Annotated in this window: 17 protein-coding genes; 8 read left to right on the top strand and 9 right to left on the bottom strand. The window is 59.1% G+C overall.

Annotation, left to right across the window (positions count from 1 at the left end; all coding sequences use genetic code 11):
- Positions 1 to 272: 272 nt before the first annotated feature.
- Positions 273 to 8060 (bottom strand): ESPR-type extended signal peptide-containing protein, encoded by a 7788-nt coding sequence (locus ISS99_RS03975; RefSeq protein ID WP_204630294.1) that lies wholly within the window; start codon positions 8058 to 8060, stop codon positions 273 to 275.
- Positions 8061 to 8594: 534 nt separating this feature from the next.
- Between ISS99_RS03975 and ISS99_RS23620 the strand changes: the two genes are divergently transcribed.
- The 4 genes from ISS99_RS23620 to ISS99_RS23750 all read left to right on the top strand — a co-directional run bounded on the left by ISS99_RS23620 (position 8595) and on the right by ISS99_RS23750 (position 13591).
- Positions 8595 to 11084 (top strand): tetratricopeptide repeat protein, encoded by a 2490-nt coding sequence (locus tag ISS99_RS23620; protein ID WP_204630293.1) that lies wholly within the window; start codon positions 8595 to 8597, stop codon positions 11082 to 11084.
- A gap of 339 nt (positions 11085 to 11423) precedes the next feature.
- Positions 11424 to 11843 carry a hypothetical protein gene (locus ISS99_RS03965; protein WP_204630292.1) on the top strand — a complete coding sequence of 140 codons (420 nt, stop codon included), beginning with the start codon at positions 11424 to 11426 and terminating at the stop codon, positions 11841 to 11843.
- A gap of 313 nt (positions 11844 to 12156) precedes the next feature.
- Positions 12157 to 12987, top strand: coding sequence for a hypothetical protein (locus ISS99_RS03960; RefSeq protein WP_204630291.1), 831 nt, complete (start codon positions 12157 to 12159; stop codon positions 12985 to 12987).
- A gap of 445 nt (positions 12988 to 13432) precedes the next feature.
- Positions 13433 to 13591: an integrase core domain-containing protein gene (locus tag ISS99_RS23750; protein WP_204630290.1), complete on the top strand. Its 159-nt coding sequence runs from the start codon at positions 13433 to 13435 to the stop codon at positions 13589 to 13591.
- A 125-nt stretch (positions 13592 to 13716) separates the two neighbouring features.
- On the opposite strand, the gene ISS99_RS23745 is transcribed toward ISS99_RS23750, so the two are convergent.
- The 4 genes from ISS99_RS23745 to ISS99_RS03940 form a co-directional block, all read right to left on the bottom strand.
- Positions 13717 to 14127 carry a 3D domain-containing protein gene (locus tag ISS99_RS23745; RefSeq protein WP_204630289.1) on the bottom strand — a complete coding sequence of 137 codons (411 nt, stop codon included), beginning with the start codon at positions 14125 to 14127 and terminating at the stop codon, positions 13717 to 13719.
- 229 nt (positions 14128 to 14356) lie between these two features.
- The gene (locus ISS99_RS23615) at positions 14357 to 14638 is read right to left on the bottom strand and encodes a BPSL0761 family protein (RefSeq protein ID WP_284343803.1); all 282 of its coding nucleotides are present in this window, start codon (positions 14636 to 14638) and stop codon (positions 14357 to 14359) included.
- A 167-nt stretch (positions 14639 to 14805) separates the two neighbouring features.
- The gene (locus ISS99_RS03945) at positions 14806 to 15540 is read right to left on the bottom strand and encodes an SseB family protein (protein ID WP_338081570.1); all 735 of its coding nucleotides are present in this window, start codon (positions 15538 to 15540) and stop codon (positions 14806 to 14808) included.
- 264 nt (positions 15541 to 15804) lie between these two features.
- Complete coding sequence (locus tag ISS99_RS03940; protein ID WP_204630288.1) at positions 15805 to 16149, bottom strand: hypothetical protein; 345 nt, start codon at positions 16147 to 16149, stop codon at positions 15805 to 15807.
- 116 nt (positions 16150 to 16265) lie between these two features.
- Between ISS99_RS03940 and ISS99_RS03935 the strand changes: the two genes are divergently transcribed.
- Together ISS99_RS03935 and ISS99_RS03930 are read left to right on the top strand one after the other, a co-directional pair.
- Positions 16266 to 16613 carry a helix-turn-helix domain-containing protein gene (locus ISS99_RS03935; protein WP_204630287.1) on the top strand — a complete coding sequence of 116 codons (348 nt, stop codon included), beginning with the start codon at positions 16266 to 16268 and terminating at the stop codon, positions 16611 to 16613.
- Positions 16614 to 16784: 171 nt separating this feature from the next.
- Positions 16785 to 17489, top strand: coding sequence for a hypothetical protein (locus tag ISS99_RS03930; protein WP_204630286.1), 705 nt, complete (start codon positions 16785 to 16787; stop codon positions 17487 to 17489).
- Between the two features lie 395 nt (positions 17490 to 17884).
- Here ISS99_RS03930 and ISS99_RS03925 read toward each other — a convergent pair whose 3' ends face one another.
- The 3 genes from ISS99_RS03925 to ISS99_RS03915 all read right to left on the bottom strand — a co-directional run bounded on the left by ISS99_RS03925 (position 17885) and on the right by ISS99_RS03915 (position 20371).
- Positions 17885 to 18085, bottom strand: coding sequence for a hypothetical protein (locus ISS99_RS03925; protein ID WP_204630285.1), 201 nt, complete (start codon positions 18083 to 18085; stop codon positions 17885 to 17887).
- 9 nt (positions 18086 to 18094) lie between these two features.
- Positions 18095 to 19108: an alkaline phosphatase family protein gene (locus tag ISS99_RS03920; RefSeq protein WP_284343802.1), complete on the bottom strand. Its 1014-nt coding sequence runs from the start codon at positions 19106 to 19108 to the stop codon at positions 18095 to 18097.
- A 303-nt stretch (positions 19109 to 19411) separates the two neighbouring features.
- On the bottom strand, positions 19412 to 20371 hold the full coding sequence (locus ISS99_RS03915) for an AraC family transcriptional regulator (RefSeq protein WP_204630283.1): 960 nt from the start codon (positions 20369 to 20371) through the stop codon (positions 19412 to 19414).
- 139 nt (positions 20372 to 20510) lie between these two features.
- Here ISS99_RS03915 and ISS99_RS03910 point away from each other — a divergent pair, with 139 nt between their 5' ends.
- Positions 20511 to 21395, top strand: a complete 885-nt coding sequence (locus ISS99_RS03910) for an NAD(P)H-binding protein (protein ID WP_204630282.1) — start codon at positions 20511 to 20513, stop codon at positions 21393 to 21395.
- Between the two features lie 202 nt (positions 21396 to 21597).
- Here the strand turns inward: ISS99_RS03910 and msrB are convergent, their stop codons facing one another.
- A complete protein-coding gene (msrB, locus tag ISS99_RS23740) occupies positions 21598 to 22188 on the bottom strand; it encodes a peptide-methionine (R)-S-oxide reductase MsrB (RefSeq protein WP_425490426.1) in 591 nt (196 codons plus the stop codon).
- Between the two features lie 256 nt (positions 22189 to 22444).
- Here msrB and ISS99_RS03900 point away from each other — a divergent pair.
- The coding region (locus tag ISS99_RS03900) for a YaeQ family protein (RefSeq protein ID WP_204630483.1) at positions 22445 to 22523 on the top strand (79 nt) is incomplete at its 3' end.

Here is a 22523-nt window from a genome sequence, read left to right as displayed (position 1 = left end):
TGCCTTACGTCGAGCCTGCGACTGAAGCAGAGCCAGAGTCGGCTTACCCCTCCCGCCGACTGCATCACGGCGGCACCAATGTGCTCAAAGCCGATCATCTGGCACGGATGATTGAACGCCGTGCGAAGTTCGCTGGTCTGGAGGGTTATTTGGTCATGCGTGAAACATGGGTAGTGCGTACGCGGACATCAGAAATGCGAGTCACTACCGCATGACAAGCAACCTCGATCCAGAACAGCCGGTGCCCGCGATTGGCGGGCACCGGTGCCGCCTCAGAAGCCCAGCGTGAACCCCAGCGAGAAGGCGTTGTCGCGCACGCCGCCTGCAAACTGGCCTTGGTAATCCAGGTACAGATTCCAGCGCTCGCCCTGTTCGGCGGTGATGCGCGCGCCCACGGTGCCCAGGCTGCTGCCGGTGCCTGCCCCTGGCAGCACAAACGGCGTGCCGTCCTGCGCAATGGCACTTACGCTCGGCGCATCACGGCGCACGTCGTAGCGATAGCCCAGTTCCAACTGGGGTAGGTAGCTGATGGAGCCGGACTGAAACGCTTTGCCGATTGCCAACTGCACATACGGCTGCAAGGTGGTGGTACGACTACGCAGTCCGTCCATCGCGAAGGCGCCGGCCAGCAGACTGCGGCCCGTGGCCGCTTCGTCGAAGCCGGCCAGCGTCTGGTGCTGGTACAACACGCCGAGTTTGGGCGTGAGCTGCCAGTCGTCCACCTGCAACGGCCATGCTGCCTGCAGGCCGCCAGCCAATGCGTGGCCTTCCGGACTGGACGTCGCCTGCCCCGCACCGGTGGCGCGGTCGACCTGGTAACTGTCCAACGCATCGTCCGCCGTGCCCGAAAGCACGACCGAACCAAACCAGGCATAGCTGTAAAGACCGGCGTGGCCGCGGTCCACATGCCCGAAGCCGCCCAGATCGTCGTCTGCGTTCAGACGGCTGGCGCCAGCATCGATGCCGACGTGCACAGCATCGCCCACGGCCGCGTCGAAGCCCGCCAACACGCCGAAGCTGGTGCTATGCAAGCCGTCGTGCGCATCAAGTTGTGTGCTGCTGCCGGTGGCCTGCGCCCACGCGCCGCTAGAGCACGATGCCTGGCTGACGTTCTGCGCCGTGTGCTGATTGCCGCTTTGGCAAGCATTGCTTGAACGCGGCAGCAGACCGGTGTCGAGCACACTACCCAAGGTCTGTTGGCCCAGCAGGTTTTGTGCACGCAGCAGGTTGGCGTAAAGCGCACCGTCCAGCGGAGCAACTTTCACGGGGTCCGGGGCACCGCTCGGCGTCGGAGCTGGTGTCGGCGTCGGAGCTGGTGTTGGTGTTGGTGTTGGTGTTGGTGTTGGTGTTGGTGTTGGTGTTGGTGTTGGTGTTGGTGTCGGTGTCGGTGTCGGTGTTGGTGTCGGTGTTGGTGTTGGTGTTGGTGTTGGTGTTGGTGTTGGTGTCGGTGTCGGTGTCGGTGTCGGTGTCGGTGTCGGTGTCGGTGTCGGTGTCGGTGTTGGTGTCGGTGTCGGTGTCGGTGTTGGTGTTGGTGTCGGTGTTGGTGTTGGTGTCGGTGTCGGTGTTGGTGTTGGTATTGGTGTCGGCGTCGGTGCCGGTGCCGGTGCCGGTGTCGGTGTTGGTGTCGGTGTCGGTGTCGGTGTTGGCGTCGAAGACGTCGCCAAGCCCAGATCAACCTGCGTTCCGGTGTAACTCACCGTGGGGTTGAGCGCCGTCGGTGCGGGGCCGCTGCTGTTGATCGTGCCAAACGTGCCGTTTCTCGTCGTGGCTTGCACCAGCGTGTAACTGATGGCGTTGTAGGTACCCGGCGCATACACCAAGTTCAGCATGCCAGCGAGACTGGCTGTACCGTTGACCAGCAACTCGGATGCCTGGGTGGGCGTCACGTCGATCTGCAGCGTGCCGTCACTGTTCTGCACGAAGTTGCCGTTGATGGTAAGTACACCCACCGAGCCACCCGGCCACACCATGCCGTCATTGGTGACGTCGCCGTTGACGGTGCCGTGGCCGCGCAGGGTTCCGCCGGATTGCACATCCACGTTGCTGGTGATGGAGGCGGTTGGCGTGTTCGCGTCACCAACCTCCAATAAGCCCCCGGCAAGGGTGGTAGTACCGCTGTAGGTGTTCACGCCGTCCAGGATCTGCGCGCCGCCCGTAACGCTAATCCCGCCCGTACCACCGATGACACCGCTGAAGGTGCCGCTGGCGCTGGTGAGCGTGAGCACGTGGTTGCCCAACAGCACTTTGCCGGCACCAGTCAGCGCAACGATGGGCACATCCGCGGTGCTTTCATTGCTGATATCCAGCGTGCCGTTGTCAATGACGCCGTCGCTCGCAGCGATACCACCGGTGCCCGATAGGACCAGCGTGCCTGCGACGATCGTAGTGGGACCGGTATACAGCTGCGCGCTGGTAAAGGTCAGCGTACCGTCGTCGATCTTGCTGACTGTACCCGCACCGCTGATCACACCCGCGTAGGTGCCGTTGATCGAGTTGTTGGTGTTCTGGCCGCCTTCGTCGAAGACGAGCGTGGCACCGCTTTCCACGTTGAGCGTGGTTGCGGCGAAGGCATTCGCATCACCCTGCAGCGTGCCGCTCTTCAGGTCCCATGCCTGGTCGGCGCTGCCGATACCGGTGAGCATCCACGTGCTGGTGCCAACCTTTTGCCAGCTACTGAATCCCGACACCGCGCTGATGTCGAGACTATCGCTGCCGCCGCCGCTCGTGTTGTCGCCGAGGATCAGCGTGTCGCCGTTGTTGCCGCCAGACGTGCTGGCGATCGCGCCGGCGATCTGCGCGCCAACCTGCAAAGTCACGGTATTGCCGCCGCCGGACAGTTCGATCGCGGCGGCACGCGTGGAGCCGTCGCTGGACAAGCCGCCGCTGATGCTGCCGCTGTCGGTGATGGTGTCGTTGCCGACCGCCACCACGCCCACGCCGCCGGCACCTGCGCCACCGGCCGCGGCGCCATTGAAGCCCGCACCACCGGCGCCGCCTGCGCCACCGGCGATCTGGCCCTGGTTGCTCACGGTGCTGCTCTTGTACATGCCCACGCCTGCGCCGCCGATGCCGCCTGCTTTCGCGCTGGCGGTGCTGCTGCCTGCGCTTCCGGTGGCACCCACGCCGCCGAAGATCGCGCCGCCGCTGCCGTTGCCCAGCGACGAACTGCCGCCGGCCATCGACACACCTGCGTTGCCGCTGTTGCCGTTGACGCCGTATTTGCCCGTGCCGCCGGTGATGGTGGTGTTGCGCATGGACAGCGACGAAGCACCCTTGAGCGCCGCGCCCGCGTACTTGCCGCCGGCGATGCTGTTGCTGCCGCTGCTCGGTGCCAGCACCAATCCACTGGCATTGACTGTCGCGCCGCCGGTAACGGCCACCGTGCCGGTGACCGTCAGCGTGCCGCCACCCGATTGCGTCAGCGCGCCGCCTGCGGCGCTGCTGGTGATGTTGCCGGCAAAAGTGGTGTCGTCGCTGCGGTCGAAGATCAGCGCACCGTTGTCCACCACATTGCCGGCGATGCTGCCGCTGGTGCCGCCGACGCCCACTTGCAGCGTTACGCCACCGTCCACCGTGGTGCCGCCGCTGTAGGTGTTGTCAGCGGTGAGTACCAGCACGCTGCCGCTGCCACTGCCGCTGTTGAGCACGGTAAGGCTGCCGCTGGCGCCGGTCAGGTCGGCGAGCGTGCCGCTGAAGGTGGACGCGTGTCCGTCCACGTCGATGCTGCCGCCGCTGTCGCCCAACAGCACACTACGTGCGGAAGAAAGGTTTGTCGTGGTCTGCAGCGTGCCGCCGTCGAGCGTAAGCGTGCCGCTGCTTGCGCCCAGTGCCGCATCGTTGGCTATCGACAAGATGCCGCCGGTGACCGTCCACGCCGTCAACTGCGTGGTGGTGCTGGACAGCGTCCACGTGCTGCTGCCGGTTTTCTGGAAAGTAACGAAGCCGACGTACTGCGGCGCGGTGTACGTGCCACTGACGCTCGTCGCGAGCGCGGAAACATCGAAACTCGCATTGCCGCTGCCTCCCAGCTCCAATGTATCGCCACCAGCGGTACTGACGACATTGCCGACGAAGCGATAGCCAGCCTCCAGTTCCAGCGTGTTGCCACCGCCGGAAAAATCCACCGCATCGGCCTGGCTGCCATTGGCGCCGACACCGCCAGCAATAGTTCCGGCATTGACGAGCGTGTCGTTGGCCACTGCCACCACGCCTGCACCGCCAGCGCCAGCGGCGCCTGCCCTACCCGCAACCGCAGACGAGGTGCCACCGCTGGCCACAGTGCCGGCAGCACCGCCGGCGCCGCCGGCACCACCCGCGCCGCCAGTGATGCTTCCACTGTTGACGAGGCTGGCAGCCGAGCCGCTCAGATAGACGCCGATGCCGCCTTGCCCGCCCTTGCCGCCGGCGCCGCCTGCCGAAGCAAAGGCGCTGGTGGCGGTACCGCCCGTTCCACCGGCGCCACCGGCTGCACCCGCGCCCCCGCTGACACTTCCCGTGTTGGCGAAATAGGCGCCCGAGCCAGTCAAATAAGCACCGCTGCCGCCTTGCCCGCCTTTACCGCCTGCACCGCCGATATAAGTGTTGTTGGTTGCTTTGCTGGCCGCACCACCGGCACCACCCACGCCGCCCGAGTTGCCGGCCAAGTTGCCGGCGTTACTCAGGTTTCCAGACCCACCCATTGTCGTGCCATTGCCGCCAGCACCACCGGCGCCACCGGCGACGGCCCCTGTAATGCCTTGCCCACCGGCGCCACCGACGCCGCCGTAGACGCGGCTGGTCTGAGCAAGCGTGATGCTCCCCGATGCATCGACACCATCGCCGCCACGACCACCGGCGCCGGAAGATCCTGTGTAACTCGTGCCCCCGTCATCCCAGAACAACGTAGGGTCATTCAAGCCGCCGGAAGCACCAGCGCCGCCTGCGCCGCCTTGGATCAGGCCCGCGTTGCGGAAAGAGGCGCCGGCGCTAACCATCACGGCCGCGCCACCAGCGCCACCTATACCGCCATTGCCGCCATAACCGGTTTGGGCGTCCAACGGAACCGCAGTGCCATCGGGATAAGTGCCTTGCGCCGTAACACCCGCACTACCGGCACCACCCTGGCCCCCGGTGATGGTTCCAGTGCTGGTGTTACTCAAATAGGAGCCTGACGCTGTGAGCGAAACGCCATTACCACCGGCGCCGCCGTTGCCTCCATTTCCTCCGTTCCCCCCCAGCGCGCTAACAGCCCCGTCAAAGGCTGGAGCACCACCGGTTCCGCCAGTCCCGCCCACACCACCCTGACCACCGGTGATGGCGCCAGCATTGGTGATGGAAGTAACTCCCAGCGCATCCGTGACACCATCGCCCCCTGCAGCGCCCGCACCACCGGCGCCGCCGGCGCCACCGTTGCCGTTCGTGGCGGACTTGCACCCGCACGCTTCAAACACAGCAAGCACGGATGGGTTGATCGCAGCGTTGTAACCGGTTCCCCCTGCGCCCCCATTTCCACCCGCGCCACCCATGATCTGACTGCTACTAGCATTACTGACGATAGCTTGGCCCGCGATCAGTCCCGTTCCGCCGGCACCGCCGGCACCGCCCGCGGCACCACTACCACCTACGCCTTGCCAACCGGCCAGGCCAGCAGCACCGGTGGCACCGGCATTCCCGCTGCCGCTTCCTTGGCCGCCCGCCCCACCGAGGCCACCGGCACCACCCACACCACCAGCACCACCCTCGCCACCGGACCCGCCAGCACTACCGGCGGCACCGTTGCCACCTTGAATAGAGCCATCGTTGGTTAGCGTGGTCAGCGTTTGGATGACCCCAGTGCCACCCGCACCGCCGGCACCACCAACGCCGCCCGCGCCGCCATTGCCACCCGTACCGCCTTGACCACCCTGACCACCCGTACCGCCATTCGCACCGGTGTACGCCTGGTAACCATTGCCGCCAACGCCAGCCGTACCGCCTTGGCCGCCCTGACCACCCTGACTGCCTTGGCCACCTTTGCCGCCAGCGCCACCCGCTCCACCCGCTCCACCAAGTACGCTGCCGGAATTGGTCAACGTGACTTGCGACGCAATGCCTGCGCCGCCATTGCCGCCCACGGCCCCATTGCCGCCCGCTGATCCGCTCGCGCCATCGCTCCCGGTTACGCCGATACCGCCAGTACCGCCCGTCGTAGGTGGGGATACGCCGACACAGGTTCCAAACAAGCCACCTAAAGAGCAGGACTGCACCGCGTTCGTCCCTGCCACGCCGGTACTGCCCAGCACCGTCGGTGTTGCCGGTATTGTCTGATCGGATGCCCCGGTCGTTCCCGCCCCTCCCAAACCACCCGCGCCAGCTTGAACGGCGCCGGAGTTGTGGATATAGCCAGAAACCGTCGCCGCGCTGGCCCCTGAGCCAAGCATCGAGGCAATACCCACGCCACCGATACCACCTGCTCCCGCGGCACCACTGCCCACGGCCATAGCGCCATTGCCACCGGCACCGCCATACACCTTGCTCGAGTTGGTGATGGCCACGTAGCCACCGTTACCACCCCCCGTACTGGCAACGTAAGCGCCGACGATGCCGGCACCACCCGCGCCGCCGGCGGTACCGGTCTGATTGCTGGCCTGGCTGCTTGCAAAGCTACCGGCCTGGGTTGCGGCCAGACCACCCGCTCCTAAGCCACCAGCGCCACCGGTTACGGTACCTGCGTTGGTGATGGTGGCCTTCCACGTCGTGTTGGTGGCGCCGCTTCCGACCAGGATGCCGGTAAGGCCGGCGCCGCCGGCACCCGCGTTACCGTCCTGGCTACCCAGTCCGCCGTACTTACCCTTTCCGCCGTTAATGGTTGCGCCGCTGTTGTTGTCGATCACGCCGGTCCAGGTGATGCCGCGGGCACCGCTCGCGGCATACATCCCGATAACGCCCATGCCACCGTTGCCGCCGTTGCCACCGGTACCCGAACCGCTACCGCCGCCATAACCGCCGGCGCCGCCGCCGATCTTTCCGTAATTGATCACCGTGCTCTTGAGCGACGTCGCGTAAGACGCCGCGGCGCCCAACACACCCACGCCACCTTGCCCGCCATTGCCACCCGTGCCCGTCAGGGAGTAACCGGCACTGCCACCCCGCCCGCCCGTAATGCTGCCGGTATTGCCCAGGATGGTCCCCGTATCGATCAGGATTATGCCGGCACCGCCGCCGCCACCCGCGCCGCTGCCAATGCCGCCGTTGCCGCCATTGCCGCCCGCACCGCCCGTAATGACGACTCCCGCCGCCACGGTGTTGGTTGTGCTGCTGGTCATCGTGCCGACACCACCGCCACCACCGCCGCCACCACCACCACCCGCGCTAGCAAGAGTGCTTTTCGTCGTGATCGTTGCTCCGGTGACGAGTTCTTGCGTAACGATCTGATAGGAGGCGCCACCTGCGCCGCCGGCGCCGCCCGAGCCGCCCGTGGCGCTGCCCAGCGGGGCGACACCGGAGAGACTGGATGACGCACCGGCCAAACCGCCACCACCGGCGCCGCCACCGCCACCGCCGTATGTCGTGGTGATGATCGTGACTTTCGTTGCGGTAGTTGTTGATACGCCTGCATAGGCACCGGCGCCGCCGCTGCCTCCGCCACCGTTGCCATAGCCAAGCAATGACCCGCCAGCACCTGCCGCGCCGCCCTTTCCGAGGGCGGTCGATGCATATTGAGCGCCCGTGGACGACAAGCCGCCCTGTCCCGTTTGGTTGGCGCCACCACCGCTACCGCCCGATCCGGCCGGTGGTTGGTAGCTGAGGCCGCCGCCTCCAGCCAAGCCATTGGCCGTACTCGTGGCGGCAGTGCCGGCACCGCCGGACATACCCGTTGCGCCCGTGGTCTGCGCCCAACCAAGGTGCGGCAGCATCAAGCCGGCCACACCCATCACACTCGCACCGAACAACCGAGTAAGCGCCGAGGCCAATGGATGGCGACGCGCGATCAAAGACGGCGCGCTTTGTCCAACGCCCCCGTGGGGAGCATCCGCCAATTCTGAGACAGCCTGAAGCACGCAAAGCGCGCGATTCCACACCAAGCGGTAAATACGATTCATGTGTTCCCCAAGTGCCGCGCTAACGCATGTGGCGTGCTTTTACGTTGGGGAAGCGATAGTGCTCATGATGGTGGCTTATGGCCCACGCTCATGCACACCCTCCCCCGCGCGGGAAGGGTAGTGAAGAGGGCGTGCAGGGGGCACCCCAAGAATCAGGGGTTGCTTTATTGGGCCGAATCGATGAGCCCGTTGTCGATCGAACCAAGCGTTCCTGATGCATTGCAACGACATCAATCGGCCTACCCAACTCCCACCCTTGGACGTGCTAGCCACAGGAGAGTCGAGACGGGAAGATGGATACGCTGCAACAGTTGCGCAAATTTTTACGGCGCAAGTCGCGAAACAAGCGTCCCTGGGGAGTGCTGGATCGGAACTCGCCGCAATGATGGGGCTGAACTTGAACACATCACGGCCTTTGGCCACACCTTCTCGATAAGATTGAGACTCGACTGTGGATGGACGATAGCCGGACTTTAGCTCCATGCGATCGTGCCGAAATGCTCAAATATGATGGAGCGGGTTCAAGGGGGAGCTGTGAGCAAAGATAATGAGCAGGACAAGGATTTGGATTCCGCTGCAGGGACCGAGCCCCCGACCACGAGAAGCTCGGAAACATCATCAACAATAGGCTTAACGGCACTGGAAGCGGACTGCCTTGCCACCGATGAGCCCGCCCTGGACTTGCAGCTCGAAGAGAATGAGGGCGCTGATGAAATCGTCGAAGATGACGACGGGACGGCGCTCGCCAAGCTCCGCCAACTCATTCGTACCCGCACGCGCTTCCACGCGAATGATGTGCAGCCTGTCTCTGAAGCAGCCACTACCCAGTTTTTTAGACTCAGCGCCAAACATGTATTGAAAGGCGAACTCAAGAGCCTCCCCATCAACGGCCGTACAGTACCTAGCGCATCAAGTTCCAGTAAGTGCACAAATGCCATCGCAAGTGCGTCCGCAGATCATTCGACGCGGCTTGCCCTGGGAATGAGGTATCTCGAAGATCGGCTTAATCAAACAAGCGCGCCTTACAATGCCGTTAAGAATGGCCTGTGGCTACCACATGCCTGCACCCATTACGACCTGCAGTCCTGCTCATCTTGTTTCGCGCGTGGTCGTGTAACGTGCCATGCATGCCATGGCGCCTGCAACGAGACATGTCTTCGATGCAGCGGCAGGGGGAAAACCGACTGTTACCAATGTTATGGCAGCGGAAAGGTCAACTGCTCCCGCTGCCATGGTTCTATGCAAGTGGATATGTCAGGAACGGAATACTACTCAGAAACCGTATGGGTCAATGGTCAGTCTGAAACCCAGTACAAGAGTCGTTGGGTTACAAAGCGGGAGCCTTGCTATCAATGTAACTTTGGCAAGGTAAATTGCAACAATTGTTCCGGAAGCGGGCACATCAACTGCACGACGTGCCACTCCACCGGGAGAATCACTTGCCAGACATGCGCCGGCGTTGGTGACTTAAAATGCCTCCCATGCGATGGTTCCGGGCACGTCGGAACGGCCGCTTGGATGGAAGTTCACCACGAAGCCGAGTATGCCATGTCGTGGTGTTCGCCCCCGGATAGCCATGCGGCCGATATAGAGTCCAAGGCAGGACTTCATAGAATTGCACACGAGTCCCACTCGCTTAGCTTGACCGATCTTCATCGCAATCAATCAAGGTCACACAGCATTATTCAGGCGAGTTACGCAGGCGTCCTTCAGATCATGCACCTGGATGCCAAGTGCAATCAGGAAAGCTACCACGTGGTTGCTTTTGGCAAGAACCGTCAGTGGCACGACCTCGATGATATTGTCGCCGACCTCCTCAGCGGTGACCTTGAGGCACTGCGCACAGCACTGGTAGCTTCCGATGAAGGCGGCCTATTTACCGCAAAAATCTCAAAACTAGCCGCACCGCTACGTCACGTCGTGGACTCGGAACTGAATACCGCACTGGTCGATGCCACCCTGCATGGCAGGCCAACTGATGAGCTCCGCACCATTCTTTCCCCAGAATACGCAGATAAGCTCCGGGCTGCGTTGCTTTCAGCGTTAAAAAGGATCTATACCAGCATAGGAGCGAGCACATGGTGGCCAACGCCGCTGATTCTCGGCCTCACCGCGGGCGCCCTATGGTGGCTGCATCGCCCCATCGTTGCTGTGCTCGTGGCGGCATTCTCCTTCCCTGCGTCGATTATGCATCTGCAATGGAAAGCAAAAGCAGTGTTGACCGCATCACTCGGGAACAAAGCGAAGGCTGAACAAGCCATAGCGCTCGTTAAAAAAGCGCGACATCATCGTCTTGCACACGCATTGCATTACTTACCATCGGCGCTACTGACAGCGCTAGCTGTATTTGGTTTTACGCGTTCTCAAGGCGTGGCGATCACCGTTCCTAATATTCCCGTTTTTGGAAAATCCAGCGCGATATCGAACACGACGCTTTCCCAGGCAATGACTCTCTTTGAACAGCGGCAGTTCGCCCAGGCGCGGCCGCTCCTCCTGTCACTTGCTGAAGGCGGGGAAAAGGCAGCTTATCTGCCACTAGCCAAAGTCTTGATGTTCGACGACCAGGGCACGACAAATAACCTAGCCCAAATCAACCGCATCTCGGCGACCACTTGGGCCATCAAAGCTGTCAACGCGTACCCTGATGACGCCGACGCTTTATACGTAGCCGGTGACCTATCCACTTCCGGCTGGAATAAGCCGGTGGACATGAACACCGGCATTTCATTACTCAAGCGATCTGCCGCTAGAGGCAATGCCAACGCGATGCACCTTCTAGGTCTTATCTATATCAATGGTGCTCACGTTCCAAGAAATGCTGTCCAAGCGCGATATTGGTTTACGGAAGCCGCCAACGCAGGCCAGGCCGCAGACATGTACAACGTCGGCCTTATGGACTGGAAAGGCGAAGGGTCGCAAGCACCCAACCGAACATTGGCTAGAGAATGGTGGAGCAAAGCAGCAGCCCTAGGAGACGAGAGAGCCAAGAAAGCCATAGCTGAGTTGCCGCAGCAGCATCATTAACAGCTCCACGTCGGCGCAAGGCGATCGGTGACTAACCCCTCAATGCTGTTCGCATGACATCCAAACCGATCGCCATACCGAACCAGCAGTGTAAGCAGTCCAAGCGTTGTCAGAGAAGGCGCATCAGTCGGCACTAGCCGCACATAAAGTCCGCCTAGCGGACCTGATCGACCGTGTTTCTGCATAGCGAAAGCCTCTGCATTGATGAGACATGATCGCCTCGAACGCCGGGCTAATGGCAAGATTGCAACTGGCGTCTTGCCCCGCAATAAGCATCGCAGTACCGTTAGACTACTATTGAGGCAAGGCCAAAATCGGCCATAAAACAGGGGAAAAGGAATGACAGTTGAAGCTTCGGCACAGCCACAAGCGGAACAGACGTTTGTGCAGAACCCGTTTGGCACCGTGACCAACAAACGAGTCACCTACTACAGAGCCAAAGGCTGGTTTAGTGGTGGATCCCGCGAAGATATTCCACTGCAGCACGTAACGTCTGTCCGTCTGGATATTTCTCGTTCCATCTTTGGCGGGATCCTGTTGCTCCTGGTTGGCTTGGGGTTCTTATTTTCGGGCCTCGGAATTCTCGGGTTCATTGGATTACTTATTCTCGCTCTCGCCGTTATTTTTCTGTGGGGCTCCCCAGCCGTGGTGGTCAATACCGCAGGGCGAGACCTGAGTGCCGCCAGAGGGTTCCCGTGGCAACGCGATGACGCGAACGCTTTTGTTGATGCCTTACGCGGACAGCTATTCAAATCGTAAGACGACGCGAATCACGGGCAGCGTTTACGATTGCTGCCCATCGCGGATGCCGGTGACGGTGAAGCGCACTTGATGCCGGCACCACCACGGGGCTCGACACGCCTACCGCCATCCTATTGACGTCGACCGGTACCTGTCAGTGACCGTACATATCTCACGCGCCATTTGCCATGGATTTCAACGGTAACCGTAGCTTCTAATGCAGTTACGCACTGGTTGCCTCTTACCAAAAATTTTCCCATTACCACCATCATCGCCAACGACGTATACCCGTGCTGGGGCGCGGGCGTTAGTTGGCTTCTAAGGAGCGCATATGAAATTGAAATATGGAAGCCTCGCCCTGGCCGTGCTTTGTCTGGCCGGATGCGGAAAGCACGACACGCCAGCAGCCACTCCATCCACAGCCAACGCGCCATCCACGACCCCGGACACGTCTGGCTCTAATGCGGCGGCGGCGCAAGCCTTTGCCGACGCTCAGAAGGCGAAAGAGGCCGAGCATCCCAAAGCAGACCCAAGCGTCCCTCTCGCCAATTACACGCAACTCGATCAAGCGGATGGCCCAGTGTGGCTAACCTATATCGCCGTGTCGCGGGTCAGTCCGCTACCAAGCGATGAAGAGAAATTGAATATGTTCTCGCCCAAATATTTTAATGAGCCCGACGCCTTCAAAAAACACGATCTTATAGCTTCGGAGCTTCCGCCCATCCAACAAAACTTGAAGCGCTACGCTGACCAAAGCTATTACGCCATCAAGTTCGGCGACGTAGCCGGCCCCAATGGCGCCATCTCTCCGAACATTTTCTTTAGCTCCCCCTACGACTTTAATACCCAGAGCTTCCAATTCAATAGCGCGAAGCAGTGCTGGACCATGGGATACGCAAACAACCAGAATGTAGTCCTCGACTTCAGCAATACCGGAAGCGACGAGTGCGCACTGAAGGTCACTGACGTCGACACGGCCAAGAAGATCGAGCAGTTGCGTGCGACCGCCAAGCTTGGCGCCAAAGGCATACTCTATTTTCACGTTGACGATGTAAAGAATGGCAACCGGGTGATGGCCACCATTACCCACATACACATTGATCTATATGATGCGCCCGCGTGGGACAAGAGAGCCCAGATATTCACTTCGTTCGATATGTAAGTGAAATACACTGACTAACAGAAAAGCGTCGCAGGCGCTTGGCTTTTCGGCGATGCCCCATCATTGAAAATGAGGGCATCGCGATTTCTCAACGCCGGCCGCCCCAAAAAAGCGCATCCCGCGATTGGTTAAAAAATAACCAGTCACTTCCAAGCTCTTCACACCTCGAGAAGAACCGACTGACGAGACCTGACGATATCGATCGCCACCAGGTAGGATGAGGGCATCGTATACCCACATATCGGCGCTTGCGATCCCGACCGACCGACGCAACACCGAAGCGCTGTGCCTAGATAGCCGTGACGTGCGTCGCTTAGTGGCGTCAGATCAAGATCAACCTCTCTACATGCCCCCGGCCACGATCGAATGGATGAGATAGTCCAATTCATGTGCTTGGTCACCTCGCCGGACCCGACGCTACTTCGCCCAACGTCCGTGCAGCCAGATGCTTGTGCTTGGCGATACCCACCTCAACGAGGTGCGCCGCATGGCTGAGGACTGGCGACATCGTTACAACCATGACCGTCCACACCGATCGTTGGGTGGCCTGTCTCCCATCCGCTACGCCATGGCATTATCAACCCCAGCCTTTATTTCTGAATGACTCGAAGGAACGAGGACGCTTCAATAGCTGTCTTGGCTCAACCCAACGCTCTTAATGGAAAGCAATTCCGTAACGTGCAATTGCTCTCAAGACAAGAGTGAAAGAGTCATCAACGCAACACGCGTTTAAGCCACGCTAATTTGCGTGCAGACCGTAACGTCTTCATCTCTTTTACCCCAGTTCTTGGCCTGCTTGTCGCTCGAAAACCACACATCAATGTGATGCCTCTTAATCACACCACCCCTATCTTGAACGACTTCACTACCATAGTTTGAACATAGAGTTCGGTGACTATTGAGCAACCGACGCCCCTTAACCTTGAGTGGCGGGATGCTTTGGAGACCATTGTCTACAAAAGGTCGCGCATTCTTCGCCACCTCCAACAAATCGCTGCACCGTTTTAATCGCGACTTTGCTTCTTCTTTTTCACACCAAGCAATGCGGCTCTGCCCAATCCCTCCGGGTTCATTCGAAAAAGCTTTCGAAGGGCGGCTTCCTGCCGCGGCGTCTGCATGGCAGCCACCAGTTTGCCCCATCGATCCAAGACTGCCCTTGGTACCTTGACCATAGCTCTTCTGGAGTTCTTCATTACTAACATCGTTACACGGTTCGTGGAATTCGATAGATCACGAGGCTGTAGGCTCCTCAACCAATCTTGTACGCTGGCCTCTGGTGCGATCGGGCGGTTGCTGCAGAACAACTGCTCATTTCAGCCGACGACGAAACTCCCACGCTCGGAGAACACAATCGGCATAAACGTTTTGTTTAATGCTCTTCAGGCCAATCTAGCCGCGTTGAGTGAAGAAGTGGGCCGCACGGGTAACCCTTCTCCCACTCCCCCTTAATGGGCGTGGTCAGCCCCACGCCGAATCCGGACGGGTGCCGGAAGATGGCCATGCGTGAGACATCTTCGAGGGTGGGAAAGTGTCGCGCGATGATAATTGCTCGCTGCCTGACAGCGATCGGCAAATCGGTGTTACGAGCAAGCTCTATCAGAAAGCTCCCCGCCAAAAGGAGCGCCCTTGTTCTTTCATCTGGCAACGTCACGTCATCTTTCCTTGGAAGTTGGCAACCCGGAAAGGGCAATTAAAACGATTCCTACCTTTTGCGATAGAGCGGCTGGCGGCATGCAAAACCCTTTGATGACATATTGCCGTGATTGTCGACGCAACAAGGACTTTTTCACGCACGAAAAATCTGACTAACGATCGCGGTCATGTCCCATAGAACTGAATCCCCTCGTGGCAGAACAGCGGGAGCGGCTCATCAGGGACAGCAAAAGTAATGCTTAAAGGAAGCGATAGGTCCGGCGATTCTTCCGTTAGCACGAGGGAAACGAGATGATGAATCCGCTCGTGATAAGCGCGTGCCGCTACAATGGTTAAGAGAAGAAACACCTCAGCACGCTCGCCCTCACGATGAACCTCGGTGAGATAGGCTGCCCGAACCGGTGGTTCCGATTCAAATAAGGCACGTAACGGCGAATCGAGGGCTTCGGTTGATACGGAGGGAAGACCAGCAGCGATAAGCACACTCTCCAGAAGCGCTTCCTTGGTAAAATAACCGATGGGCTTCCCCCCCAAGAGCGCGATGACTTCCGGTGGATACAGCGCTACGGCGTCAGAGTTCGGGTTGAACATGAGTGTTGCTCCGCGCGTGATTTCAAATAGCCTCCGCCCAGCCATCGCCATGATCGAGACCCTATCGCTCGAAGCCTGCTCAGCCTGAGCCAGATCGCTAAAAAATGGCAGGACGGTCTGGCCATTGTCAGGACGCACGAATTGAATAAATCGCAGGCGGCCAGAAGGCGATGGTTCGACAGGAACGTGTGCATAGACCGTCGCATCAAGGATAGCCCTAAAGGCCTTATCCTGGGCCGCGACACCCTCCGGCCCATGCGACGCCATTCGAGCCGCCTCTAAGAACTCGCTTAGCTGCGCCGATGTCACCGTCCGTTGCTTTTGCCTATGCTGCATAGTTCACACATTCACACCCCGCGCCTCCGCTCCCTTTAGCGGAATACCAAACAAGATAAGCTGTCTCGACGCTTCGTGTGCGCCGAAACATGTAAATACCAAGATCCCGCACATCACTACCCGTAGCGCAGGTAGAAGCCGACCGCTCCACCTCTAAAAGCGTTTCGAGTCGCCGTGCAGTCACCTTTCGCGCATTTGGTCCAAGTCCCTTTACCTTCATCGCTACGCGTCGCGCCATCACTGCGCCTGCGTTCGACGTTGCTGCTTGTGTACCTCAGCAAATCGACCGAGGAAATCTGTCATTGCCCCTCGAAAGCGCAACGCCTCGGGAGGAAGTGCCAAGTTTAGATCACGCGCAATGGCGGTGGCGTATTTGAGCTGAGCCTGGGTCGGCGGCTTAAGATCAGCGTCCAGACACTCACTCAGCGTCGTGGCAAAACACATTCCAAGGCGCTTATAGAAGCCTTCGATTGCCCCCTGTTCCGCCGCCCTCCCATATTGGAGCTGCCATGCCTCCAAAGTCAGGTTGTCCATGGGAATCGGAATGAAGACCTCTTCATTGATGGTCAGTTGAAAAGACATGCGTTGGACCTGGGACCTTAGTATTGCCTGCTTGCAATCAATACTACGAAACTCGTAGTATCGCAGGCAAGCCAAAACTACGAACCTCGTAGCGTTTTCCTACGTAGGTTTGAAAGATGGCGCGAAAAATTGATATCCAGCAGGTATTTCGGAAGCGCCTTATGGAGGCGCGGTTGAGGGCTGGTTTATCTCAAAAGGATGTAGGTATAGCGGCGGGGTTAGATCCATCTGTGGCCAGCACACGCATCAACCGATACGAGCTAGGTATTCATGAGCCCGACTTCGCCACAATCACGCGGGTGGCAAAGGCTTTGGATGTACCTGCGGCCTATCTAATAGCTGAAGATGACAGGCTGGCTCGTCTAATTTTGGCATTCGACAGCCTTCCCTCCGCCGAAAAGGAGCAGCTGCTCAAATCCATTGAGTCAAAAGCAAGCAGCGTTAAAACCACAGCAAAGGGCTAATTGTACTACGCTGACCTCAGTCAACAGCGTCGCGCGCTGACATCAAGCCCTATAAGCCTACGGTTGGGGACGGCGACTTTGTCGCATCAAAAATATTCCACACAGAGCGGATGACCTTCCGCATTCCTTGCTTTGTGCGCGATCGCCGGGGTCTTCAAGGAGTCACTATAAATGATGCGTTTCGTTCGGTTTCTTCCCTGTTTAGCCGCCTTTCCCGTGATTATATCTGGATGCGCCACTCCGCAAACGTTGACGCCAGCGCAACGAGCTGCCGAAGCCGTTCTCGTTTCCGGCATCGCCATGAACGAACTTTCGGCATGCGCGAATCCCGGCGATCCAATCAGTTGCTTATACCTTGGCTATGTCGATGGCCGAGCGTCTGGACTCGCAAGTTCAAAAATCGTCGTGACACCAGGCAATCACGTCATCAGCACCGTATGGTCACACGGTGTATTCAATAACCTTCCTAGCGCACCACTCGTCTTTCCTACCTTCAACTATTTAGCGGGTCACCGCTACGTACTTGTGCCTGGCGCGATTTACGACACCGCTTGGAACAACCCCACACATCCGATCCTTTTCACTTATGTTTTGCGGAACGGCTATTTTGTCGAAAGAAATATCGCCGCCGCTGCCGAAAAGTCAAACGAAGAGGCGAATGAGCTTTCTTTCAGGGAACAACAGAAACGAGACTTGCCACGTATTATGAAAAAGGGTGCAGAGGTTTGCCTACGCCGAGGCACCGGCATAGCGAATCATGGATATGTCGAAGACGTAACAAACGAAAAAATCGAGATTCACCTGAGCACTTGGCAAGGAAACGATCGCGATATTTGGGATTTTCCGGATGAATGGTTTCTCTGCGGGCACAACTAACCCAACCGTTAGCACTGAAGGCATAACCTGGGAAGGTTGCGCAACTCATTCTTTCATAAGAAAGGTCGTAGGCGGGTCCTAGCGTTAGCCTATGCGATCCCGCACAACGCAATTGACTCAACTGAGGCGTTTGATCACGTGCCATGGAAAAGCGACACATGCGCCGCATGGACTTGAGATCGTCCACAACTCGTTCTACGAGTAAATCATATCTTCTGAGCGTCTTTCTGGTAGTTGGAATAACCCTCGCCACCTCACTTGCGGTGTAAAGGTACTTATCACCACGTTTCTTTGCGACCCGTGCCAGTTCGCGGATCACTGATTCGATCCGACCTTCAAGATCCTTGCCACGGACTTACTTCATGCATATCACCTCAACATTCAGCGCGTGACGCTCATTCGTCACCACGACATGCCGCGATCTTTCTTGGCTCCGCTTCAGTGCCTTTGTGTATATGAGTAAAATGCTCAAGCTGCGGCGATTGCTCAACTCCAAGATGCTCGATCTGCTGGGAAATAATTTTAATCTGAAGCCCCGATACCCGATGGATACGCTTAACTTCGTCCAGCTGGTCTTGACCATTCGGGTCGATCACCGCAGCAAGTCATTGCTTTGCGGCGTGTAGCGTCCACCCGGTGAAGACATCCGCGCCAAACGTCGATAGGTTCGCCTGCCGGGCATAGCCGATGTACGAGAGGCCGAACCACTGCTCGACGCTGCGCAATGTTGAGTAATGGTTATACGGGCGATCCGATACCGTACCCGGCTTAATGAAGGGTGAGAGCATCACGGCGCCGATGCGGCCACCACCAGGACCGTATTGGCCGGGCTTTGGGCCGCCGGGCAAGCCCTGTTCACCGCAACAGGCCTTGCCGTCAGTACCTTCATCGAAGGTAATAATCAGCAGGCCATCTTTGCGGAATGCCGGTGACGCGGTGATGCGCGGCACCCACGTGCGTAGGAAGGCGTCTGCTGAGACCAGGCCGCCAGGCTCATCGTTCTTACATGGCGCATCGTGGCCGTCGTGGCAGAGGTCCGGTGTGATGAACGCGTAGTTAGGCGTAGTTGCCACTTGTTGCAGATCGACGCTCAACTCAGTCAGCGGCACCACGTGCCGACCGCAGTAATCGCTTCGGTCGATGATGCTATGGAAGTAGACGAATGGATTGTGCTTGTCGGCGTAGCGATCTTCCAATGTCTCGCCATTGGTAACATCGCGCGCACCGATCGTTACATGACCGCAACGCGCCGCCTCGCGACTCGGCGTGCTGCCCATGCCTTCCATGTAACCCTTCCATTGGAAGCCGGCATGCTGCAGCTGATCCGCTACGGTGGGGACGATGGCCGGATAGACGCAGCCCTGGCCCGCCAACTGACCATTTGCGTCGAGCTTGCCGGTAGTGGGCACGAATTCGGTGAAGTTATGGCAATCGCCCTGAGTCTGAGAATTAGGCGCTTGACCACTGATGAGCGCGATGTAGTTATCCAGGCTGTAATGGCCGATTCCGAAGTACTGCTTCAGTAGCGCACCATGCGCTGGAAGTTCGTGAGCCAGATAGGGTGCTATCGACTCGGGGCCGAAGGTAACGTCAAACGGCTCGTTCTCGAGCACAATCACGAAAACGTGACCGACTGGCGGCAGATTGGGTGGCGTTTCAGCTGCCGCGGCAGTCCGATGAATACTTACTAGGCCAGGCAACAACGCTAGGAACAACAGCTTACTTAGCGATCTCATGTTTAATTTTTATGCCCGTTGTCTGGAAAGGAAAATACTGTATGGGAATTTCGGCGAATAATGAATGAACTAGGAAGCGTCGATGTTGCCAATTCGCTCTTCACAAAGCGAGCCCACTGCCCCTGATAACACGGGCTAAACATTTTTCTTCAGTCTGTAATGCATGGGGCGTAGGCAGACGCTTCTCTAGGGGCTCAAGGAGGATGACTTGTCCGTGTCTAACGCATCGTCTTCGTCGCACGCCTTACTGTATTGCCGTGGTGAACACCCCAAGACACGCTTAAATGCAGTGCCGAACGCGCTTTCAGACTCATAGCCAAGCGCCTCCGCGATTGTGGCGACCGAATCGCTGGAATGTTCGAGCCGATCACAGGCCAGCAGCATGCGCCAGCGTGCAAGGTATTGCATGGGTGTCTCACCCGCCGCTGCCTTGAATCGAAGTGCAAATACAGAGCGCGACATGCCTGCGTGCTTGCCAAGTTCGCGCACAGTCCAACGCCGGGATGGTTCAGCATGCATGGCAGTGATCGCTCGGCTGAGCTGCTGGTCCGCTAGCGCAAAGAACCATCCAGTGTCCTGATCAAGACCTCCATTAAGATGCGCACGCAACGCAAGTACCAAGGTCATATGCGCAATGTCCTGGGTGACCAGATCACTGCCGGGTTTTGGCTCACGAAGCTCATGCATCATGCGCTCAGCCAACCAGCGCAATGCGGCCTGATCGGCGTCCTTGTGCAACCGCACCACCGCGGGGAGCATCTGTAGCAGTTGGTCCGCATGCTTGCCGGTTACCGCGAAGCGACTCACCAACATTGAAAAGTCATCGCCGTCCGCAAGTGTCACCACTCCACCGGGACCCGCTGCGGGAAACAGTGTCAATGCCGACACCGATGGCAGGCCAAGGTCGCTGGCAAGTCGAAACGGGCAGCCGGTTGGCAACACGAAGCAGTCGCCTTGCTCAAGCCGCTCGATCTTTTCGCGGCCATCGACAGCCAGCCAGCACTCGCCGGCCAGCACCACATAAGACTTGATGTGTCGCTGCTGTTGGCCCCCAAAGCGGATGGACCAGCCGCCACCCGCATCGAAACGGGAAGACGCGGCACTGCGGGGACGTAAAAGCGCGAGGAAATCGGAAAGGGGGTCCATGCCGTCTTAGGACGATCGCGAAGATATGGCGGACTTTACGACATGGATCGTCCTGGCTCCAGTACTTATGCTGCGGCTTCTTCAACGCCGACTGCGCCTGATCCGAGGCTACGCCGGCACCCGCCAAAGGTTGCCACTCATGATCGTTCTTACCGCCCCTACCAGCGATATCGGCCAGCAGGTACTCACTCGCCTGCTTGAAGCGAATGCGCCAGTACGCATCATTGCTCGCGATCCTTCCAGGCTTGCTGACGATATGCGATCGCGGGTGCAAATCGTGCAGGGCTCGCATAGTGACACCGAGGTCGTGAATCGTGCCTTCTTTGACGCGGAAGCGGTGTTCTGGCTGTTGCCGCCGAATCCTCACGCCGAAAGTCTGGAAGCGGCGTTCGTCGACTTTGCGCGCCCTGCGGCGGCGGCGCTGAAGGCGCATAAGGTCAAACGTGTTGTCAGCATCTCCGCGCTTGGTCGCGGTACACCCTTCGACAAAACAGCCGGCCATGTCACAGCCTCGCTGGCTATGGACGATCTGCTCGCCAGCACGGGCGTCGCACTGCGTACGCTGACCATGCCATCGTTCATGGACAACATTGCTCGGCAGGCTGGCGCCATCAAGTGTCAGGGCTTGCTGTCTTCTCCGATCTCTGGGGACCTAAAAATGCCTAGCTGCGCAACTCGCGATATAGCCGCGGTGGCGGGTCACTGGCTGCTCAATGGCGACTGGAGCGGCCAGAAAGATGTTGCCGTGTTGGGGGCCGCGGATATTTCCTTCAACGAGATGACAAAGATCATCTCGGAAGTGTTCGATATACAGATGCGTTTCGAACAGGTCGGCTTCGCCGACTATAAAGCACGCTTTCTTCGTCACGGCTTCTCGGAAGCGATGGCGCAAGGCATGCGCGATATGATGTTCGCCAAGAACGAAGGCTTGGATCTGGGGATACGTCGCACGCCGAAAAACACAACTTCAACAACCTTTCGCCAATGGTGCGAGGACGTCCTCAAACCCGCGATGCAAGATTAAGCATGTGAAAATGCGAGCCAGATGCAGCATAGAGCGGGCGAAGTGGCGTTACATCGCCATATGCTCCCGCCACCCGGAAGTGAAGCCAAGCCATCTAGGCGTTTAATAATGGGCCGCGGGCTTAACGGTGCCCACGGCAAGGCGTCTTCACTGAAGACACCGAACCATGCCGCCCCTCGATAACAGCCCTGATCGCCCTGCCCTACGGCGCCGGATATTGGGCCGCGTCCGGCAGAAAGTTCATGGCAGCCCCATTGATACAATAGCGAAGGCCCTTCGGCGGAGGGCCATCGGGGAAAACGTGGCCGAGATGGCCGCCACACTGACTGCAATGAACTTCGGTACGCACCATCCCGTGACTGGTGTCCACGGTGGTCTCGACGCCCCCCGGTTCCGGCTCATTGAAACTTGCCCATCCCGTGCCACTTTCGAACTTCGTCTTGGCGACAAATAGCGGTTGATCACAGCCCGCACAGACAAAAGTTCCTTTGCGCTTTTCATAGAGGAGCGCACAAGTGCCCGCTCGCCCCAACCGCAGGGCCACCGTACGTATCGATTGTCCGGCCATCAATCCGCGGGAAATTTCTTCGCGCGCGGCCAACGTCAATACTCGATCGGCCCGTTGCCGCGGTGCCGGGCGAATGCCGCCAGCCTCAGCCAGAATCCGACGGACCGAAGAATGGTGCCTGTCGAACAGCCGGGCGATCCGATGCAGTGACTCGCCGCGCTGCCAGCGATCCCACATCAGGGCTCTTTGAGAGTTGGTGTAATAAATCTTTGGACGTCGGGACATCTTGCAACACCCCAGCTACTCGCGCAGTCTTTAGTGTGTTGCATCGACCGGCTGAATCCGCAGTCGGAAGCGGACCTAACCAGCTTGGTAGCACTTACGCCCGATAGCAACGCCTTGCCCGGTCATGGCGGGACAGGTGCGAAGGATGGGTCGCACGCCCCCGCAAGACGGACAGCCCAAGCATGGCCCCCGGTGTCTTTCCGCCCCCGGGCAAAGCCGCGTAAAATAGTCGGTTTACGCCCACTCAAGTGCCCCAATGGCCCTCACCGCCACCATCCACAAGGCCGAACTGTCGATCAGCGACATGGACCGGCACTACTACGCCACCCACGCAT

This window comes from Dyella mobilis, from assembly GCF_016904945.1.
Lineage (GTDB): Bacteria > Pseudomonadota > Gammaproteobacteria > Xanthomonadales > Rhodanobacteraceae > Dyella_B > Dyella_B mobilis.
The sequence above is the reverse complement of the archived record's forward strand: the minus strand, read 5'-3'. Positions and strand labels throughout refer to the sequence as shown.

Coding starts and splice junctions, on each gene's coding strand:
- ISS99_RS03975 (WP_204630294.1), bottom strand. CDS start 8,060: ATGAATCGTATTTACCGCTTGGTGTGGAATCGCGCGCTTTGCGTGCTT.
- ISS99_RS03965 (WP_204630292.1), top strand. CDS start 11,424: ATGACAGTTGAAGCTTCGGCACAGCCACAAGCGGAACAGACGTTTGTG.
- ISS99_RS03960 (WP_204630291.1), top strand. CDS start 12,157: ATGAAATTGAAATATGGAAGCCTCGCCCTGGCCGTGCTTTGTCTGGCC.
- ISS99_RS23750 (WP_204630290.1), top strand. CDS start 13,433: ATGCTTGTGCTTGGCGATACCCACCTCAACGAGGTGCGCCGCATGGCT.
- ISS99_RS23745 (WP_204630289.1), bottom strand. CDS start 14,127: ATGGGGCAAACTGGTGGCTGCCATGCAGACGCCGCGGCAGGAAGCCGC.
- ISS99_RS03940 (WP_204630288.1), bottom strand. CDS start 16,149: ATGTCTTTTCAACTGACCATCAATGAAGAGGTCTTCATTCCGATTCCC.
- ISS99_RS03935 (WP_204630287.1), top strand. CDS start 16,266: ATGGCGCGAAAAATTGATATCCAGCAGGTATTTCGGAAGCGCCTTATG.
- ISS99_RS03930 (WP_204630286.1), top strand. CDS start 16,785: ATGATGCGTTTCGTTCGGTTTCTTCCCTGTTTAGCCGCCTTTCCCGTG.
- ISS99_RS03915 (WP_204630283.1), bottom strand. CDS start 20,371: ATGGACCCCCTTTCCGATTTCCTCGCGCTTTTACGTCCCCGCAGTGCC.
- ISS99_RS03910 (WP_204630282.1), top strand. CDS start 20,511: ATGATCGTTCTTACCGCCCCTACCAGCGATATCGGCCAGCAGGTACTC.
- msrB (WP_425490426.1), bottom strand. CDS start 22,188: ATGTCCCGACGTCCAAAGATTTATTACACCAACTCTCAAAGAGCCCTG.